Source organism: Herbaspirillum sp. 1130 (assembly GCF_017833835.1).
GTDB lineage: Bacteria > Pseudomonadota > Gammaproteobacteria > Burkholderiales > Burkholderiaceae_D > Herbaspirillum > Herbaspirillum huttiense.
Map to the genome: position 1 here is coordinate 1,312,970 of NZ_JAFICQ010000001.1, position 19,703 is coordinate 1,332,672.

General features: G+C 64.3%; 16 protein-coding genes. 11 read left to right on the forward strand and 5 right to left on the reverse strand.

From position 1 onward, the window contains the following. Positions 1-19 precede the first annotated feature (19 nt). Entirely contained in the window at positions 20-2,389 is a 2,370-nt protein-coding gene (locus JOD78_RS05735; RefSeq protein WP_209566834.1) for an efflux RND transporter permease subunit, read from the forward strand. A 22-nt stretch (positions 2,390-2,411) separates the two neighbouring features. Continuing rightward, a complete protein-coding gene (locus JOD78_RS05740; RefSeq protein WP_134135918.1) occupies positions 2,412-3,407 on the forward strand; it encodes a YCF48-related protein in 996 nt (331 codons plus the stop codon). Between the two features lie 92 nt (positions 3,408-3,499). Here the strand turns inward: JOD78_RS05740 and JOD78_RS05745 are convergent, their stop codons facing one another. The 3 genes from JOD78_RS05745 to JOD78_RS05755 form a co-directional block, all read right to left on the reverse strand. Beyond that, positions 3,500-4,930, reverse strand: coding sequence for an aldehyde dehydrogenase family protein (locus tag JOD78_RS05745; RefSeq protein WP_209566836.1), 1,431 nt, complete (start codon positions 4,928-4,930; stop codon positions 3,500-3,502). A gap of 71 nt (positions 4,931-5,001) precedes the next feature. Further along, complete coding sequence (gene tynA, locus JOD78_RS05750) at positions 5,002-7,293, reverse strand: primary-amine oxidase (RefSeq protein ID WP_209566838.1); 2,292 nt, start codon at positions 7,291-7,293, stop codon at positions 5,002-5,004. A 243-nt stretch (positions 7,294-7,536) separates the two neighbouring features. Next, the gene (locus JOD78_RS05755) at positions 7,537-8,658 is read right to left on the reverse strand and encodes a porin (RefSeq protein WP_209566840.1); all 1,122 of its coding nucleotides are present in this window, start codon (positions 8,656-8,658) and stop codon (positions 7,537-7,539) included. Positions 8,659-8,951: 293 nt separating this feature from the next. On the opposite strand from JOD78_RS05755, the gene JOD78_RS05760 reads away from it, so the two are divergent. From JOD78_RS05760 to JOD78_RS05780, 5 genes are all read left to right on the forward strand, one after another. Then, positions 8,952-10,085 carry an ABC transporter permease gene (locus JOD78_RS05760; protein WP_121041767.1) on the forward strand — a complete coding sequence of 378 codons (1,134 nt, stop codon included), beginning with the start codon at positions 8,952-8,954 and terminating at the stop codon, positions 10,083-10,085. Further along, a complete protein-coding gene (locus JOD78_RS05765) occupies positions 10,079-10,909 on the forward strand; it encodes an ATP-binding cassette domain-containing protein (RefSeq protein WP_209566842.1) in 831 nt (276 codons plus the stop codon). The genes JOD78_RS05760 and JOD78_RS05765 overlap by 7 nt, the downstream gene beginning before the upstream one ends. Continuing rightward, entirely contained in the window at positions 10,909-11,826 is a 918-nt protein-coding gene (locus JOD78_RS05770; RefSeq protein WP_039785481.1) for an MlaD family protein, read from the forward strand. Before JOD78_RS05765 ends, JOD78_RS05770 begins: the two co-directional genes overlap by 1 nt. Continuing rightward, complete coding sequence (locus JOD78_RS05775) at positions 11,823-12,425, forward strand: ABC-type transport auxiliary lipoprotein family protein (protein WP_134135923.1); 603 nt, start codon at positions 11,823-11,825, stop codon at positions 12,423-12,425. Before JOD78_RS05770 ends, JOD78_RS05775 begins: the two co-directional genes overlap by 4 nt. A gap of 100 nt (positions 12,426-12,525) precedes the next feature. Continuing rightward, positions 12,526-13,443: a LysR family transcriptional regulator gene (locus tag JOD78_RS05780; RefSeq protein ID WP_204726601.1), complete on the forward strand. Its 918-nt coding sequence runs from the start codon at positions 12,526-12,528 to the stop codon at positions 13,441-13,443. A gap of 16 nt (positions 13,444-13,459) precedes the next feature. Here the strand turns inward: JOD78_RS05780 and JOD78_RS05785 are convergent, their stop codons facing one another. Continuing rightward, positions 13,460-14,200, reverse strand: coding sequence for an LrgB family protein (locus tag JOD78_RS05785; protein WP_034339613.1), 741 nt, complete (start codon positions 14,198-14,200; stop codon positions 13,460-13,462). After that, positions 14,200-14,559, reverse strand: coding sequence for a CidA/LrgA family protein (locus JOD78_RS05790; protein WP_209567629.1), 360 nt, complete (start codon positions 14,557-14,559; stop codon positions 14,200-14,202). Before JOD78_RS05790 ends, JOD78_RS05785 begins: the two co-directional genes overlap by 1 nt. Before the next feature lie 226 nt (positions 14,560-14,785). Here JOD78_RS05790 and JOD78_RS05795 point away from each other — a divergent pair, with 226 nt between their 5' ends. From JOD78_RS05795 to JOD78_RS05810, 4 genes are all read left to right on the forward strand, one after another. Beyond that, on the forward strand, positions 14,786-15,088 hold the full coding sequence (locus tag JOD78_RS05795; RefSeq protein WP_209567631.1) for a type II toxin-antitoxin system Phd/YefM family antitoxin: 303 nt from the start codon (positions 14,786-14,788) through the stop codon (positions 15,086-15,088). Between the two features lie 8 nt (positions 15,089-15,096). Beyond that, complete coding sequence (locus JOD78_RS05800; RefSeq protein ID WP_209566844.1) at positions 15,097-15,480, forward strand: type II toxin-antitoxin system RelE/ParE family toxin; 384 nt, start codon at positions 15,097-15,099, stop codon at positions 15,478-15,480. Between the two features lie 251 nt (positions 15,481-15,731). Continuing rightward, a complete protein-coding gene (gene wecB, locus JOD78_RS05805; RefSeq protein WP_209566846.1) occupies positions 15,732-16,892 on the forward strand; it encodes a UDP-N-acetylglucosamine 2-epimerase (non-hydrolyzing) in 1,161 nt (386 codons plus the stop codon). 502 nt (positions 16,893-17,394) lie between these two features. Continuing rightward, positions 17,395-19,695, forward strand: a complete 2,301-nt coding sequence (locus tag JOD78_RS05810; RefSeq protein WP_209566848.1) for a cellulose biosynthesis cyclic di-GMP-binding regulatory protein BcsB — start codon at positions 17,395-17,397, stop codon at positions 19,693-19,695. The last annotated feature ends 8 nt before the right edge of the window (positions 19,696-19,703 follow it).

A 19,703-nucleotide genomic window follows, 5' to 3' on the forward strand; every position in this document is an offset into this window, starting at 1 on the left:
GACCCGAGACCACCGCACCATGGCCAACGCCCCTTCCCTGTTCAGTCTGGATAGACTCGAAGCCAGCCTGTTCCGCCTGCGCATTCCCATCCTGGCCCTGCTGCTGGCCTTCACCGCCGTGCTGTCGTATTTCGCGCTGCAATTGCGCATGGACGCCGGCTTTGAAAAACAGATGCCGACCCATCACGAATACATCGACACCTTCAAGCAATACCGCGATGACGTGCTCGGGGCCAATCGCCTCAACATCGTGCTGCGCGCACGCAAGGGCAGCATCTGGACCAGGGAGGGACTGACCCGTTTGTCCGAGATGACGCAGGCCGTCATGTTCCTGCCCAATATCAGCCGACTCGGCGTGCAGTCGCTGTGGACGCCCAACACTTTCGTGAACGAGATCACCGAAGAGGGTTTCCGCGCCGACCCCGTCATCCCCGGCACCGTGATCCCCTCGGCGCTCACGCCGGAGACCATCGAACAGATCCGCAATACGGCCGTCAATGGCGGCTTCGTCGGCACCCTCATCTCGCGCAACCAGGACAGCGCCATGATCGTGGCCGAGATCAACGAGTTCGATGCCAAGGGTGACAAGGTCGACTATCTGGCCTACAACAAACTGCTCAACGACCTGCGCGCGAAATACGAGAACGCCGACTTCGAAGTGCAGATCATCGGCTTTGCCAAGCAGATCGGCGACGTGGCCGATGGTGCCGAAGGCGTGCTCAAATTCTGCGCCATGGCCCTGCTGCTGACCACCGTCGCGGTCTACTGGTATTGCCGCTCGCTGCCCTTCACGCTGCTGCCGGTGGCCTGCTCGCTGGTGTCGCTGGTGTGGCAATTCGGCACGCTGCGCCTGCTCGGTTACGGGCTCGATCCGCTGGCGGTGCTGGTGCCCTTCCTGGTGTTTGCCATTGGCGTCTCGCATGGCGTGCAGCAGATCAATACCATCGTGCGCGGCATTGCCAGTGGCCAGTCCTGCGAAGCGGCGGCCCGCGCCAGTTTCAAGGGCCTGCTCATTCCGGGCGTGCTGGCGCTGGTGACGGCGCTGGTGTCCTTCGTCACGCTGGTGATGATCCCGATTCCCATGGTGCGCGAGCTGGCCATCACGGCGTCCATCGGCGTGGGCTACAAGATCATCACCAACCTGGTCATGCTGCCGCTGGCGGCCTCGCTGCTGAAGGTCGGCAAGACCTATGCCGACAGCGCCATGCGCGCCCAGCAGGCCAGAGGCCGCTGGCTGGCCGTGCTGTCCCGCTCGGCACAGCCGCGCGTGGCGCGCAGTATCGTCGTCATCACCCTGCTGGTGCTGGCCGGATCGGCCTGGTACAGCCATGACCGCCTGGTCGGCACGCTGCAGCCGGGCGCACCGGAACTGCATGCCGACGCACGCTACAACCGCGATGCCCGCTGGATCGCGGACAACTACGGCAACGGGCTGGACTGGCTGACGGTCATCCTGTCGACGCCTTCCAATTCGTGCGACAACGTCAGCTTCGGGCGTTATCAGGATCAGTTCGATACGGTCATGCGGCATGTACCGGGCGTGCTGTCTGTGAGCTCCTTCGCCGACCAGATGAAGATCTATAACGAGGGTTACAACGAGGGCAATCCGGCCATGTTCACGGTGCCGCTGGATGCCGCCAACTATGCCGCCCTGGCGGTAGAAATCGGGCGTGTACGCGGCTTCCTCTCCAAGGACTGCAACATGCTGGCCAGCCATCTGTTCCTGGCCGACCACAAGGCTGCCACCATCAATGGCGTGATCCAGGCCGTGAAGGCCTATCGCGACCAGCACAAGCTGGCCGGGCTGGAAATCCGCCTGGCCGCAGGCAACGCGGGCGTGATCGCGGCCGTCAATGATGAAGTGGAAAAATCCGAGCTGCCCATGATGCTCTACGTCTATGGGGCCATCGTGCTGCTGGTGTTTGCGGTCTATCGCGACTGGCGCGCCATCATCGCCTGCTGCCTGCCGCTGACGGTGGCTACCTTCATCGGCTATGCCTTCATGAAGCAATTGCAGATCGGCCTGACAGTAGCGACTCTGCCCGTGATGGTACTGGCCGTGGGCATCGGCGTGGACTATGCCTTCTACATCTACAACCGGCTGCAGCTGCATCTGGCTGCTGGCCTGCCCATTGAAGAGGCGCTGCACAACGCGATTCAGGAAGTGGGCATCGCCACCATCTTCACGGCCATCACGCTCGCCATTGGCGTGGCCACCTGGTCCTTCTCCGACCTCAAGTTCCAGGCCGACATGGGCAAGCTGCTGGCCTTCATGTTCCTGGTCAACCTGGTCATGGCGATGACCGCCCTGCCCGCCTTTGCAGTGGTGCTGGAGAAGATGTTCCCGCGCAAGTCGCCCATCAAGCTCAACAGCGCCCTGGCGCACTGATTACCGATCGCAAGGACGATTCATGATTTATTTCCGCAAACATTCTGTGACGCTGGCCTTGGCCGTGCTGGCCGGTGGCGTCTCCCCTGGCGCATTGGCGCAGGCCGGCGCGCCGGTCACGCTGTCACCGGCGCGCTCCGATGCGCATGCCCTGCACAACATGATGCTGGGCGCGACCCGTGCCGGCAGCCGCATCGTGGCCGTTGGCGCCTATGGCTACATCATCCTCTCCGACGATGGCGGTGCCAGCTATCGCCAGGCCGACAAGGTACCGGTCGATACCACGCTGACCTCGGTCAGTTTCGCCGGCACCGAGCAGGGCTGGGCGGCCGGCCACGGCGGCGTGATCCTGCACACCGCCGATGGCGGCAAGACCTGGGCCCTGCAGCGCAGCGACACCAGCGTGGACCAGCCGCTGTTCTCGGTCTGGTTTGCCAATGCCAATGAGGGCTGGGCGGCCGGGCTGTGGTCACTGCTGCTGCATACACGCGATGGCGGCAAGAGCTGGCAGCAGGTCAAGCTGCCCACCGCACCCGGCCAGCAGCGCGGCGACCTGAACCTGCTGCACATCTTCCCCGGCCGCGATGGCGCGCTGTTCGTCGCGGCCGAGCAAGGCGTGCTGTATCGCTCGCTTGATGGCGGCCAGCACTGGGACGCGCTGGCCACGGGCAGCAAGGCTTCGCTGTGGAGCGGCGTGGTCACTGCCTCCGGGGCCATCATCGTTGGTGGCCTGGGCGGCAAGCTGCTGCGCAGCGAGGATGGCGGGCAGCACTGGCAATCGCTGGCCTCCCCGACCAGCGGCTCCATCACTGCCCTGCGCAGCGAAGGCAATCAGGTCATGGCCAGCTCTCTCTCCGGTGCGTTGCTGGTGAGCGAGGATGATGGAAGGCAATGGCGCATCAAGGCCGTGGCACGCGATGCGCTGACCACGCTGGAATTGCAGGATGGACGGGCCGAGAGGCCGATCGCGTATGGCAAGGGCGGGCAGGCCAAGCTGGAGGCGAGCGTGACGCGCTAAGCTTTCCCACTGGGGCGCGCACGCATCATGTCGCTTCGGGCATTAAAAAAGGATATCCACGGATATCCTTTTTTTGATACAAGACCGTACGGTTATTTTTTCAAACTGATCACTTGCGGCTGCGTCACCCCCTTCAATCCCTCCTGCCCGAATTCCAGTCCCCACCCCGAACGCTTGTTGCCGCCAAAGGGCACCATGGGATGGACCATGCCGTGCTGGTTCACCCACACCGTCCCGGCCTGCAATAGGGTAGCCACTTCGGCAGCACGCTGCGTATCACTGCTCCACACCGACGCGCCCAGGCCGACGTCGAGCCGGTTGGCATTGGCGATGGCCTGCTCCAGATCGCTGTAGCGGATGATGGGCAGCACCGGCCCGAACTGTTCCTCGTCCACCAGACGCGCACCATCGCGGATCTCGGTCACCAGCGTGAGCGGATAGAAATTGCCCGGGCCATCCGGCAGCACGCCACCGCAGACGATGGTGGCGCCCTCTTCACGGGCACTGTCCACCAGCGCCGCCACTTTCTTCAACTGCATGGGATTCTGTACCGGCCCCATGGCGATGCCGGGCTGCAAGCCGTCGCCCATGGGCGTGGCCGCAATGATGGCCTTGAGCTCGGCCACGATCTGGTCATGCAGCGCATCGGGCACGTAGAGGCGCTTGGCACAGGCGCATGTCTGGCCCATGTTGAGGAAGGCGCCCCAGAACAGGCCCGGCGCAATCGCCTTGGGATCGGCATCTTCCAGCACGATGGCCGCATCATTGCCGCCCAGTTCCATGGTGGTCGGCGTGAGGTTGCGCGCGGCCGCTGCAACGATGCGCGCACCGGTCGCACCGGAGCCGGTGAACATGATCTTGTTGACGTTCGCATCCTCCACCAGCAGGGCGCCCACGCTGCCATCGCCGCTGACGGTATTGAGCACGCCGGCCGGCATTGCTTCCGCAATCACGCGCGCCAGTTCCAGGCCGCAGACGCTGGTGTATTCCGAGGGCTTGAGCACGACCGTATTGCCGGTGTAGAGCGCCGGGATGATCTGCCAGATGGAAATCATCAGCGGCCAGTTCCAGGGTGCGATGGCGGCAATCACGCCATAGGGCTTGCGATGCAGTTCGTCGCGCCGGGTCTCATCCTCGAACACCACTTCCGGGGCCAGTTCCAGGCTGGCCGTGGCGCGCGTCCAGGCCTCGCAGCCCCACAGTTCGAAGCGTGAGCCCGGCACCTGGTCAGGACCTACGCCGCCCAGCGGGCGGCCCTGTTCCAGCGTCACCAGCGTGGCCAGCCGTTCGGCATTGGCGGCGATGGCATCGGCCACGCGCTGCAGATGCTCGCGCCGCTGCGCCAGTGACAAGCCTGCCCAGCCCGGTTGCGCCTGGCGTGCGGCGGCTACCGCTGCCGCAACCTCGATGGCATCGGAGTGCGGGAAGCGGCCCATGATCTGGCCGGTGGCGGGATTGTGCGAATCGAGCAGGCGGCTGCCCGTGCGCAGTTGGCCGCCGATGATGTTGGATGCGATGTGCATGGAGTCTCCTTGTGAAAAAAGACCGTCGGGCCGAAGCGCAGACGGTCAAGCTTTGCCGGCTTGGGGAAGCCTTATTTCTTCTTGTTCAGGCCGAGGGTGGGCGTCTCGTCGAAGAAGTTCCAGGGCTTCAACAGGACGTGTACCCATTCGGTGGGCATGATGGGCCACTCTTCGGCACGCGCCACGTGGGTGGTGCCGGTGGTCAGCCAGACCACATCGTCCTGGTTGACGATGGACTGGTTGTCCTTGACGAAGGCACCCAGGCCGGTGTCCTCGTGCGAGCGGTTCGGATACTTGCCTTCCGGGAAGCGCTGCTGCGGGTCATAGCGGGTCACCCACAGCTGGCGGTCCATGAAGCTCAGGCGCTTGTTGAGCCATTCATCGGGCGAGAAGTTGGCGCCCTTGGCAATCGGGTGCGTACCGCCCGCATACGGGATCAGCTGGTAAGAGACCGGATTGCCGACCTTGTTGAACTTGTTCGGGTTGCTCAGCAAACGAATGGTCGATGCATCGAATTTCTGCGCCGCCTGCTGCTCGGTCTCTGCGGTGCGCTGCACGGTCTGCATGGTGCTGCTGCGTGGGCCGCCCCGGGTGTTGGGCAACACCACCGGATCAACTTCGGTGAGCGTATTGCCTTCACCATCGATGTCCAGATCAAGACGGAAGTTGTAGATATGCTGGTGCGTGGTGCCGACGATGTTGTGATCGATCAGCGTGCCGTAACGGGTATCCTCGGCCGCGCTGGCGTCACGCATGGTCGAGGACTTCACGCCCTTGACCGCTTCGATGCCGGTGGCGCCGGCATTGATGCCGATGGTGCCGTTCTCGGCAAAGACCCAGTCGAAGATGTAGTCGTAATTGCCGACCGTGCTGATCCAGCGGATCACCAGCTCACGCCGCTCCACCGACAAATTGGGCTGGCCGTATTCCTGGTGCTTGAATTCCGGACCGGCATAGCGTTCGAAGACGCCAATGGCGCGCGGGATGGTACGCGGCTTGCCGCTGGTGTCGGCCAGCGTGGCATCGAGCAGCACCACGTTGTCAGGGGCATCCTTGCCGCGCTCGATGGGTGAGGTCAGCGTGCCCATGCCGTATTCGCCCGAATCCAGGTAGGCCTTGAAATACCAGCCCACGTCCGGATCACCGTAAGGCACGATCATGCCGCCCAGCGAACCTTCGTACATGATCTGGCGCTTCTTGCCGTGGTCGTTGTAGGTGACGGTCGAGAACATCAGGCCCACGCGCGAATCCAGCTTGAAGTGCATCTCCCAGTTGCGCCAGCGCAGGGTGTTGCCGGTGATGGTGTAGTTCTTGCCCTCGGGCTCGCTGATGTCCAGCGGCTTGGGCGGCGGCACCAGAGCGCGGCCGCTGCCGTCGTAGCCGGTCGGTTTCATCGGCACCGGGATCACGCCGTTGTCTTCGATCTTGATGACTTTCTTCTGCACCAGATCGACCACCGCCACCAGGTTTTCGATGGGATGGGCCCAGTAATTGCCGTCGCCGACATCCAGGTAGCTGACCACCTTGAGCAGGCGGGCATCTTCCTGCAAGGCATCCTTGCCGCCGAAGTAGCCCACGGTCAGCGGAGTGGCCACCACCTTCTTGATGTCGGTGATGCCGCGCTTGGCCAGCGCCTGGGCGTAGTCGGGGCTGGTTTCCATCGCATTCTGGACGGTGGCGAAGTCATCCACCAGCACCATGCCATGCACACCGACCTTGGGCTCCCAGCGCGTCACGCTGCGTTGACCCAGATCCACCGTACCTTCGATCACCTGGCTGCCATCTAGCAAAGTGAAATCGGCGCGCCGGGCAAAGGTCTGTCCGCGTTCGCCGAGGGCGAATTTCCAGACCTGCTCCTTGGGCGCTTCGGCCACCGTGATTTCGGTAAAGCGATAGGACGGCTGCCAGCGGCCGCTGGCCTTCAAGACATCCAGCGTGGCATTGATCTCATCGGCGCTGAGCGGGTTCAGCGGATGCGGCACCGCCTCGATCTGGAAAGTCTTGTCCAGACTGGGCGCAAAGACGGTATTGATGAATTCGTCGGAGACATAGGGCTGTCCGTTCTTCATCACCAGCGGCACCGGCAGCTTCACGCTCTGGCCGTTGACCAGCGCGGTCGTGGCGCGCGGCTTGACGCGCACGGTCACGCTGTTGCGCTGGATGGTCCACAGACCCGCATAGGCATCCCAGCGCACGGTAGCGCCGAAATCTTCCAGGGTCTTCTTGAGCGGCAACATGTGTGCGGCCGCGCCATGGGCGGCGGCCGGCAGCGGCGCCAGCAAGGCGGTGGCCAGGCCGGCTACGGAAAGCGTAGACAAGACCGCCTTGCGCAGCAGGCGGGAACGGAAACGAGTGGAGGTCATGGTCGGAACGTGTCGGTGTGGAACGGGTGTGATGGATTATTGCGTTCCCTTCCCGCACCGGCGTAGCCCGATTTGGCAAACCTGCGCGCCGCACGAGGTCCTGCGGCGCGCGCAGTCTGCGTTCTCTTCCCGCATGCAGCCTTTCTTTGCCCCTGATGTCTCCGGATCGCACCGCTCAAAAGCAAAACAGCCCCCGCACTGCGGAGGCTGTTTTGCCGTTTTCGGCTATGTTTTTCGGCGCTCTCAGAACTTGTGCCGCAGCCCGATACGCAGGACATTCTGGCTGCTGTCGTCCGCCGGTGCCGACGAATAGGCCGCGCTGATGACGCCGGGATTGAGCACGTCGCTGGCCGACTGGCGGCTGGCCATGGCGTAGAGATCGGTGCGCTTGCTGAAGAAATAATCGATGCCGACATTGAGCTGCGTGGTGTGACCGCGCGTAGCACCACCGCTGGCACGGGACAGATCGGCACGATCATGGATGACACTGCCCAGCAGGTGCAGCCTGGCATTCATCGCGTAATCCACGCCGACGTCGAACACATTGGCGCGGGTAGCGCTGGTGATGGCCACCAGTCCGCTCGCCGCCAGCGGCTGCTGGGTCGGGCGGCGCACCTGCGACCAGGCTGCGAACAGCTTGGCCGGACCGGCCTGGTAGCTGGCGCCCAGGGTGAAGGTCTTGAGGTCGGTATCACCGGCACTGGACGGCGGCGTATCCGCGGCCAGCTTGCTTTGGTAGTAAGCGGCACCGATGCCCGCATTGCCCCGCCGATAGTTGGCTCCGACGCCGAAGGCTTGTCCCGCCGACGTCTTGCCGGCGACCTCGCCGAAGCCGTAGAACAGGCTGCCGGTAAAGCCATCGATGTCGGCCGTATCGAAGCGCAGCGAATTGCTGGTCCGTGCGCCGGTCAGGCGATCGAGGCTGTTGAAGTGCCCGGCACGCACACCGCCGCCACCGAAGATCTGGAAGGAACTGTATTGCAGGCCGATCTCTTCCAGATAGTCGGTCTGGCGGCCAATGGTCAGCGTGCCGACATGGCCACTCAGGCCGACCACCGACTTGCGGTCGAACAGGCTGCCCGGCGTGGCCATGGCACCGTCGTCAGCGGAGAATCCGTTTTCCAGCTGGAAGATGGCCGCCAGTCCGCCACCCAGTTCCTCGCGGCCGCGAAAGCCGATGCGCGAGGCCATGGCGTCACCGGAGTCGACACTGACGCGGCTGTTGTTGCCGGCACCGACCTTGCTGGCATAGACCAGGCTCATGTCGATGACGCCATAGACGGTGACGCCGGAAGTCTGGGCCTGGGCACATTGGCTGGCGTTGAGCAGCCCCAGGGCGGAAAGAGTGAAGACGAGTTTTTTCATGAGAAGCGTGCCGCACGCGGCATGGTGCAGAAAACGTCAAATCATCCCGGGTGCTTTCTGCCGGGTGGAGGGAGGAGAATGGCACTGGCCGGGTCCAGGGAAGGCACATGGTAGGAGCCCCTTCCCCCCGCAGCAATTACCTCTTGGGATAGTGCCCGCGCGGGTCATTGCGGCTGGCGCGAAGCCTGTGCCCATGCCATACTTGCGGCGGCCCGCTGACGCTTTTTGCGCAGTGGCGCGCAAGTTCGGTACACTGCCCTCTTCCAACCTTGCCCTCGCTGGCCTGACCTGATTTGAACAACGCCGCCACCTTCCGCCTCGAACCGTCCAGCCCGCCTGTGCTGCACGTGGAAGGCGACTGGACCTTGCGCAACTACCGCGCGCTGTCGCACCAGATCGCACAGCAGCGGCCGGCGGTAGACGATCAGCTGGTGCTGACGTTTTCTGCACTGACCGCCTTTGACACCGTGGGCGCCAAGCTGCTGGTGGATCTGCTGGGCGTGCCCGCAGCCTTGCGCCAGACCGGCGAGGACAGCAATCTGCCGCGCGCCTGGCGCGGCCTGCTGGCCGCCGTGGCCGAGGCCAAGGCCATCGCCATGCCCAAGGCCGCCCCGCCGCCGCAGGCCTGGATTACCGACATGCTGGAACGGGCCGGCGTGGCCACCCTCAACCTGCGCGCCTGCTCGCGCGGCCTGCTGGGTTTTGCCGGACTGTGCCTGCAGACCTTGGCGGCCTCGTTCTGGCGTCCTTCGCGCTGGCGCTTTACGGGCGTAGTGGCCCAGGTGGAACAGACCGGGCTGGACGCGGTCCCCATCGTCTCCCTGCTGACCTTCATGGTGGGTGCCGTGGTCGCCTTCCTGGGGGCGACCGTGCTGGCCGATTTCGGCGCCAGCCTTTATACGGTGGACCTGGTGGCCTTCTCCTTCCTGCGCGAATTCGCGGTGCTGCTGACGGCCATCCTGATGGCCGGGCGCACCGCCAGTTCCTTTACGGCGCAGATCGGCTCGATGAAGGCCAACGAGGAAATCGATGCCATCCGCGCCCTTGGACTGGACCCGATCAACCTGCTGGTCCTGCCGCGCATCATCGCGCTGCTGATCTCCATGCCCCTGCTCACCTTCATCGCCATGATGTCGGGCCTCTTCGGCGGAGCCATGGTGTGCGCGCTGTCGCTGGACATCAGCCCGACCATGTTCCTCTCGCTGCTGCAGCAGGATGTGGGCATCCGCCACTTCGTGCTGGGCATGGTCAAGGCACCGCTGTTTGCCTTCGTGATTGCCATCATCGGTTGCAACGAAGGCTTCAAGGTCAGCGGCAGCGCCCAGTCGGTGGGCCAGCACACCACCTCCAGCGTGGTGCAGTCGATCTTCGTGGTGATTTTGCTGGATGCACTGGCGGCCCTGTTCTTCATGGAGATGGGATGGTGACCCCGGGGCACGACGATCAGGCCGTCGAAGCGATCATCGACGTGCGCGGTCTGCGCAACCAGTTCGGACCGCAAGTGGTCCATGACCAGCTGGACTTGCAGGTGCGGCGCGGTGAAATTCTGGGCGTGGTGGGCGGTTCCGGTACCGGCAAATCGGTCCTGCTGCGCAGCATCGTCGGCTTGCAACGTCCTGCGGCGGGACAGGTGAAAGTGTTCGGACAGGATCTGTCTGCACTGTCCTCCGAAGCACGTTCGCAGTATGAGCGTCGCTTCGGCGTGCTGTTCCAGCAGGGCGCATTGTTCTCTTCGCTGACCGTGCTGGAAAACATCGCGCTGCCCCTGACCGAATACGGCGGACTCGATGCCGATGAGGCGCGTGGGGTCTCGGCCATGAAGCTGGCGCTGGCTGGCCTGCCCATTGCAGCCGGCGACAAAACTCCGGCGGAACTTTCGGGCGGCATGATCAAGCGCGCCGCGCTGGCCCGTGCGCTGGCGCTGGATCCGGACATCCTGTTCCTGGACGAACCGACCGCCGGCCTCGACCCCATCAGCGCCGCCGCCTTCGACCGCCTGATCCTGACCCTGCGCGACGCGCTGGGCCTGACCGTGTTCCTGGTCACCCATGACCTGGACACCCTCTATGCCATCTGCGACCGCGTTGCCGTGCTCTCGGCCAGGCGCGTACTGGTGGCCGACCGCATCGAGGCCGTGGCGGCCTTCGATGATCCGTGGATACGGCAATACTTCCAGGGCCCGCGCGGACGGGCCGCCAGCCAGGCCGCACTGCGTGCTTCGGCCACCCCAACGCATCAAGGAAACGCCTAATGGAAACGCGTGCCCATCACGTCCTCATCGGACTCTTCACCATCCTGGTCGCCCTGGCGGCACTGGTGTTCTGCCTGTGGCTGACCAAGGTCGGACAGGACCGCGACGTCGACTACTACACGGTCATCTTCAACGAGGCGGTCAGCGGGCTCTCGCGCGGCAGCCCCGTGCAGTACAGCGGCATCAAGGTGGGCGATGTGGTCGGCCTGAGCCTGGACCCGGCCGACCCGCGCAAGGTGCGCGCCCGCATCCGTGTGACCGGCAAGGCGCCCATCAAGGAAGACACCGGCGCCAAGCTGGCCCTGGCCGGCATCACCGGTACCGCATTGATCCAGCTGACCAATGGCTCGCCCGAGAGTCCTCGGCTGGAATCCAAGGACGGCAATGACCCGATCATCATCGCCTCACCCTCGCCGCTGTCGGCGCTGCTCTCCAACGGCGAGGACCTGCTCTCCAACGTCAATGAAGTGCTGCTCAATGCCAAACAGTTCCTGGCGCCGGAAAACGCCCGCCGCCTGAACCAGACCCTGGCGCACCTGGAACAGCTGACCGATACCCTGGCCAACCAGCGCGGCAACGTCGGCACCGCCATGCAGGAACTGGCGGCAGCGGCGCGCCAGGCCAATCTGGCGATGCAGTCGGCCAACCAGTTGCTGGCCACACGCGGCAATGACGCCATGGGCAACCTGCAGCAAGCCATGCGTTCGCTGGCGGCCAGCAGCCAGCAGATCGAAAAGCTGATCCAGCAGAACCAGGCCGCCCTCAACAACGGCGCCCAGGGCGTGGCGGAGATCGGGCCGGCCATTACCGAACTGCGCAGTACCCTGGCCTCGGTGCGGGCCATCAGCCGCAAACTGGAAAGCAATCCCGGTGCCTACCTGCTGGGCCAAGACAATCTTCAGGAATTCCAACCATGATGACCCCGCTCCTGCGCACCGCCCTGGTGGCCGCCGGCCTGGCCCTGACGGCGTGTTCGATTCTTCCCAAGTCCGATCCGCTGGCGGTCTATCGCCTGCCGCCGCTGGCTTCACCCCATGCGGCGACCACCGGCACGCCCTATCGCGCACTGCGCATCGCCACTCCGGCGGCCAGCCGCAGCATCGACAGCGAACGCATCCTGGTGCTGCCTGAAGGCGACGTGGTCAAGTCCTACGCCGGCGTGCGCTGGAGCGATCCGGCACCGCAGTTGCTGCGCGACCGCCTGCTGGATGCCTTCCAGGCCGACGGACGTTTCCCGCGCCTGTCCGGCGACAATGCCAACATCGCGGCCGAGGTCGAACTCGATGGCGCACTCAACGCCTTCCAGACGGAATATCGCAACGGCGCGCCCAGCGTGGTGATCGTCTATGACGCGCGACTGGTCGACACCGCCACGCGCCAGCAACTGGCGGCGCGGCGCTTTGCGGTGGTGGAAGCGGTGGCCGGCAGCAAGGTGCCGGAGGTGGTCAGCGCCTTTGGCAGCGCCTCGGCGCGGCTGGCGAACGAAGTGGTGGCGTGGGCCGCCACGGTGCGATGAACGGATTTTCCGGACGCGCCATTATCCGAACGTAGCATGGGCAGGCGCACGCTGCTGTGGCAATCTGACCGGTATTTTTCTTGCGGATCGGAAAGCAGCCATGGACAAGTTGCAAGCGATGGAAACCTTTGTCGCCGTGGTAGAGAGCGGCAGCTTCGTAGCCGCCGTGGAGGTGACCGGCCAGTCCAAACCGGCGGTCTCGCGGCAGGTTTCGGAGCTGGAACAGTTCCTCGGCATCCGCCTGCTCCACCGCACCACGCGGCGGCTCTCGCTGACCGATGAGGGCCGCGTCTACTTCACGCGTTGCAAGGAATTGCTGGAATCCATCCAGGATGTGGAGAGCGAAGTCGGGCTCAATTCCGACCAGGCCTGCGGACGGCTGCGCATCGGCGCTCCGCAGGATTTCGGCGTGGAGCAACTGGCTCCGCTATGGGGCAAGTTCACCGAACAGAATCCGCTGATCACGCTCAACATCACCCTGTCGGACCGCACCATCGACCTGCTTGAGGAAGGTTTCGACATGGCCATCCGCATCAGTACCCTCGGTGACAGCCGCATGGTGGCGCGGCCGCTGGCACCGGTGCGCATGATTGCCTGCGCCTCGCCGGCCTTCCTGCAGCGGCATGGTACGCCGGTAAGTCCGGCGGAACTGCGCGACTATCCCTTCATCTCCTACAGCTACCGCAACGGCGGCGATGAGTGGCATTTCAAGCATGAGCACGGCGACACCTGCACGGTGCGCGTGCGCTCCACCGTCTACGTCAACAATGGCGCTACCTGCCGTGCCATGGCCATGGCCGGCCAGGGCATCGCGATCCAGCCGGACTTCATCGTCAACGCGGCAATCCAGTCCGGTGAACTGGTGGAATTGTTCGAAGGCTGGAGCACCGGCGAACAACTGGTGGTGCATACGCTCTACCCGACCCGCACGCATCTGCCGCCCAAGGTGCAGCGCATGCGTGATTTTCTGGTGGAGCAGTTCAAGGTACCGCCATGGTGCCCGAAGCAAGTAGCTTAAATTATTTAGTTCATTCTCAATTTCCGGTCCAGCGCAGGAACAGCGGCATCAGCACCGGCACCAGCACGGCGGTGAAGACGCCATTGAGTCCCATGCCCAATCCGGCAAAGGCACCCATCTCTGCACTGACCTGCAAAGCGCGCGCGGTGCCGATGCCATGTGAGGCCACGCCCAGCGCGAAGCCGCGCACCGGATGGCTGTCGATCCGCAGGAAGTTGAGCACGTAGCGCGCCAGGACCGCGCCCAGGATGCCGGTGCAGATCACCAGCACGGCGGTCAGCGACGGCAGGCCGCCGAAGCGTTCCGAGATGGCCATGGCAATCGGCGTGGTGGCCGACTTGGGTGCCATGGAAATGACGATGTCGCGCGAGGCCCCCATGGCGTAGGCGATCCCGACCGCCGAGACCACGGCCGTCACGGAACCGGCGGCCAGTCCCAGCATCAGCGGCAGCACTGCGCGGCGGAAATTGTGCCACTGCTTGTAGAGCGGCATGGCCAGCGCAACCGTGGCCGGTCCAAGCATGAAATGCACGAATTGCGCGCCTTCGAAATACGTCTTGTAGGGCGTATGCGTGATGCCCAGGATGCTGACCACGATGACGATGGCGATCAGCACGGGATTGGCCAGCGGGTGGTAACCCAGCCGCCGGTAGATCCACAGTGCCACGAGATAGGCCACCAGCGTGGTCGTCAGCCCCAGCAGCGGCGAGGCTGCCAGGTAGACCCAGACATCGGTCAGACGGGCCAGGCCGTGCATCAGTGCGGCTCCTCATCGTGATCCGGCTGGCGTGCCGCAGAGAAGCGCTTCATCGCCGCATTGGTCACCAGCGCGCCGACGCCGATGGCCAGCACCGTGCTCACCACCAGCGCCACCGCGATGGCCGGCAGATCGCCTTTGAGCTGGCCGGCAGCGGCAATCACGCCGACACCGGCCGGCACGAACAGCAGCGACAGGTGCTGCAGGATGCCCCATGAGGTCGGCTCCATCATCTGCGCCAGGCGTGAGGAAGAGAGAAAGGCGATCAGCAACAGCAGCATGCCGATCACCGGACCGGGAATGGGCAGGCCCAGCAATTGCGCGGTGCCTTCGCCCAGGCATTGGAAGACCAGGAGGATGGCGAGGGGGGGTGAGGTTCATGGGCGGCCAATGGTGATGGAAGTGGCAGACAATCAAAAAATGCGAGGAAAGCGGATTGATTTCACGATTTCGCTGCCAGACCAGGCAATTTGCGCGAGCATGCGCCTCTTCCATCCAAGGAGTGACATCATGCGCACGCAAGCAACCAGCAAGGCAGGCCTCTATAATGTACAGGAATCTGTACATCATTTTAGGAGGTCCGAGATGGCCTTTTCTTCCACTGACGTGATTACGCTGACGCAAGCCCGGGCCCAACTTTCCGAACTGGCGGATCAGGTCAAGGCGGGCACAGAGAAAATCATTACCAAGAACGGCGTCAGCTACGTCGCCTTGATCGATACAGAGCGACTGGATTACTACCATCAGTTGGAGCGGGAGCACCTGCACCTGCTGACCATTGAAGATGCCCGCGCCGGGCTGGCCGATGTCGCGGCCGGTCATGTGGACGATGCCCGCACCGCCCTCAACGGCCTCAAACGCCGCCGCACTGCCAAGACCACGCGCTGAGGTACAAGGTGGCCGTCCCGCATCGGGTCGAGGTCACGACGTATTTCCTTCGCGGGCTGGCGCAGATCGAGGATTTCCTCGACGCCAATGAGGCAACCGATGCCTATGACCAGCTGCTGGATGAACTGATCGCGACCGTCATCCCCAATCTGGAAAGTTTTCCAAAGCTCGGCCCCTTGATTCAAGGCGGCGCCGGGCAATCAACCGAAGTCCACAGCGCCCTGCGCCTCCTCGAACGGCAATTGGGCAGACTGGCCCGCCACACGGAGGTACGAGAGTACGTCATGAAGGATACTCTGGTGCTCTATGCCCGCTCCAGGGGTGTCGTTCACTTGCTCTCAATACGCCACCAGCGGCAGCGCCGCAACTATCTCGCCGCCCCCTCACCGTAAGTCCTGCGCCCGGACCAGCCAAGCTTGCCCGGGCGCAATGACGATAACGCGTACGCTCCGTCCAAGCCTTTCACTGTCGCCAGAACCAAATCTTCGCGAGTCTTGTCCCATATCCCGGGCTGTCTCTGCTTATCGGATGGCCCCACCACTCCGCGCACCACGCTGATGCCAACAATCAACAAGAACAGCCCAACGCCGGTCACGACCTCGATTTGATACAGGCGCGCTCACGCAGCCTTTACTGGAGCATCATGGACCAAGCCACGCCCAGCCACCCTCTCCGGGTGCTGTCGATTTTCGGTACCCGCCCCGAAGCCATCAAGATGGCACCGCTGGTCAAGGCCCTCGATGCCGAGCCCGCCATCGAGTCCATCGTCTGCGCCACCGGCCAGCACAAGCAGATGCTGGCGCAGGTACTGGAGCTGTTCGCCATCGAGGCCGATCACAGCCTCGATGTGATGGTGCCGGACCAGACGCTCAACGGCCTCTCCGCGCGCCTCTTCGCCGGCATCGACCAGCTGCTGGAGCAGACCCGGCCCGACCGCGTGCTGGTCCACGGCGATACCACCACCGCCATGGTCGCGGCCATGGCGGCCTTTCACCGGCGCATCCCGGTCGGCCACGTGGAGGCCGGCCTGCGCACCCATGACATGCACCAGCCCTGGCCGGAAGAGATGAACCGGCGCACCATCGATGTGGTCAGCGACCTGATGTTCGCGCCCACCGCGCAGTCGCGCCGCAATCTCGAAGCAGAAAACCTGCAGGGAAAAATCGTGGTCACCGGCAACACCGTCATCGATGCCCTGCAGATGACGGTGGCCCGCATCGATGCCGATGCCGGGCTTCGCGCCCAGCTCGATGCCGCCCTGCCAACGCTGCTGCCTGAACGCCGCCTGCTGCTGGTCACCGGCCACCGGCGCGAGAACTTCGGTACCGGATTCCTGCAGATCTGCCGCGCACTGGCCCAGTTGGCGCAACGCGATGACCTGCAGATCGTCTACCCGGTGCACCTCAATCCCAACGTGCGCGGCCCCGTCATGCAGGAGCTGTCCGGCCTGCCTCACCTGCATCTGATCGAGCCGCTGGACTATCTGCAGTTCGTGCGGCTGATGCAGCGCACCCACGTGATCCTGACCGATTCCGGCGGCGTCCAGGAAGAAGCGCCCGCATTGGGCAAGCCGGTACTGGTCATGCGCGACGTCACCGAACGCCCCGAGGCCGTGGCCGCAGGCACCGTGCAACTGGTCGGCACCGATACCGGCCGCATCGTCGATACCGTGGCCACCCTGCTGAGCGAAGACCGGCTCTGGCGCAGCTTCGCACGCAAACAAAATCCCTATGGCGACGGACAGGCCTGTGCCCGCATCGTCGATGCCATTCTGGGACGCAACTTCCAGCCCTTCTCCGCCTGACTCATCCATTCGCAAGCCATGGGCGGCGAGACGTTGCGGTTTTTGTCGTCGTCCCGTTTACTTAGTTTTTTATGGAAATGTTTTCCGGCCAGAACCGAGTGAAATCAAACAATATAAAAAATTTTTTACGCCCCTGATGTAGGGAATTCTCACAAACATCCTTGTCAGTGTTGCGTTACCCCGCCTTTTCTCCTCAGGCGAAATCAGCCAGAAGCGCCCCTTTTCCCATGCGCCCCTCCGGGTGATGCCAGACGGCAATCGCCCTGAATACTTAGTTTTTCTGCCTCGCCATTTCAAGCAAAAAATCACGAAAAAATGGACACAAGGAAAGTGTCCGCGTACTGCAAGGTGTAAAGAGTGATATCGAACATGCAACCAAATTGACCTCCCTCCGCTCCTACCGCACGCAACCGAGCCACGCAACCGAACAACAAACAATTCAACGAAACGCCACAAGGTCCGGACTACGCGGACCGATGGTCCCTCTTGCGACAGGAATCTGATGATTGCACGCCACCACCCCCAGCCAGCGGCTGCGCGCCGCCTGCGCTTGTCCGCGGGAACGCCGATGTTCATGACGCTGGCCGTCGCCGTGCTTGCCGCCGGCTTTTCGCCGGTCCTGCTGGCCGCCCCCACAGGCAACAACGCCGCCGCTGACGCTTTCCGCACCTTGACTGACGATACCTGGATCGAGCGCCGCGAGAGCCTGGCCTCACTGGGCATCACCTCGCCGCTGGTGCTGGCGTCCAATGACAGCAGCCGCGAACTCTATCTGCCGGTGCCGTCCAATGTGCCGCTGGCGGATGCCAATCTGAAACTGGACGCAAAGTATCTGCGCGCCGATGGCGGCCGCACCACCATGGTCGTGGCCATCGATACCTATCCGGTCGCGGCGCGTGCCATGACGGCCGATCAGGGCGATGCCAGCCTGGCGCTGGGCATCGATGGCGCGCCTCGCGCCAATGGATTCGTGCGCATGGGCGTGAACTGGACCACCATGCTCTCCGGCCTGTCGCAATGCGCCGACCCGCGTACGCCCGGCAACGTGCTGCAGGTGAATCCCGATTCCTCCTTCAGCTACCGCTACGACAGCCGCGCCATCGGCGACCTGCGCACCGCCTGGGGGGCGCTGCCGGCCCTGACCTCCATCATGGTGGCGGGACGCCAGCTGGATGCACAGAGCTACGACAGCGCCTGGCGCATCGGTGTGGCGCTGGAACGCGCGGGCAAGCACAGCACGGTGACGGTGCTGCCGCGCGTGGGTGACGTGATCGACCTGAGCCGCCTCAACGTACCCGATGGGCTGCGCGGCATTGCCGCGTTTGCCGCGCTCAAGGGCAGCGGCCAACATGCCCTGAAGGATCCGGCCGAAGTCGGCGCCTTGCTGGCCCTGGGCCGCAACCAGGTGCGGGCCGACATCGTGGTGGCCGATGCAGCGCTGCTCTCCGGTCTCGACAGCGCCATGAACGCCCTGCAGCAGCAGGTGCAGGCCAGCGCGCCCGAAGCGATGCCGGCCTTCAGCGGCTGGCGCGCCCGCGTGCAGCCGCAGTCCGCCAGCCTGCAGGCTGGTGAACTGCGGCTGTCGTCAGCCTTCGGTCATCCGGTGATCCTGGCGGGTGCGCAGTCCGGCCCCGCCTTTGCGCAGATGTTCGACCGCTACTGGCGCAACATCAGCGGTGCCGCCTCGCTGGTGGCGCGCACGGCGCACAAGCCGGTGACGGGTGAAGACTTCATCCTGCTGAAAAACCTGGGCGGTGCGCCGGGTAGCATCGATGTGCTCAGCCGCGCCGACTGGAGTGCGTCCTTCGATATCGCCGAAGTCGCCAGCGACGGCCGCCTGCCGTCCGAACTGGTACTGGATGTCTCGGCCGCGCCGGGTGCCACGCGCACGCCGCCGGTGGCCTCGGTGTTCCTCAACGATGTGCTGCTGGGAGCGCGCAGCCTGCAGGCCGACGGCCAGCGCGAGCGCATCATCGCGCGCATCCCGCCGGGTGCGCTGGCTGCACAGAACCAGTTGCGCGTGTCCTTCGTGCGCCAGCCCTCCAGCGACAACTGCCGTGAAACGCCCCAGGCCTTCCCGGTAGCGGTGCTGGGATCCAGCCACCTGAAACTGGACAAGGCCCAGGACGAAGCCAACTTCACCGGCATGGTCCGCCGCTTCGCCGCCGGTGCGCAGTTGCTGGTGCCGCACAGCTATCTGGACGATGTGCCGGCCAGCCTGCAGCGCGTCATCATGGTGGCCTCCAGCGCCGGCCTGCCCGCCGACCGCACCCGCATGACCGTGGTGGACGACGGCAAGGAGGCCGCTCCTTCGGGCAGCTTCCTGGCGTTTGACCTGCCCTTCAAGGATGCCCAGGGCATCGTGCAGGTCAAGGGCAATACGCTGGTGATGAATGACAGCAGCGCCAAGCCCATGCTCGACGTCACCGGCTTCGACCGCCTCGGCATTCTCGAGGTAGCCAAGACCAACGGCCAGCAAGGCGTGGTCTGGCACAGCGTCGGCAAGGAACGGCCGCTGGTGGCCAAACCGTTTGCGCTGTCGTCCGGCAATGTGGCAGCCGTGTCCTCGACCGGCCTGCTGGCGGAGATCGACACCAATGACGCCAGTGGCCGCGATGCAGTGCAGGACGCCCCCTCGCTGACCATTCCGGACATCCTGTGGTGGGTGGTGCCGCTGACCATCATCGGCCTGTTCATTCTCCTGCTGATCCTGGCCAGCCGCACGCGCCGCCGTCGCATGGCCGAGCAGGAAGCCCAGCGCAAGCAAGCCCAGGCGACGCCGCGCGACGCCGGCCAGGACTGAGGACGGCG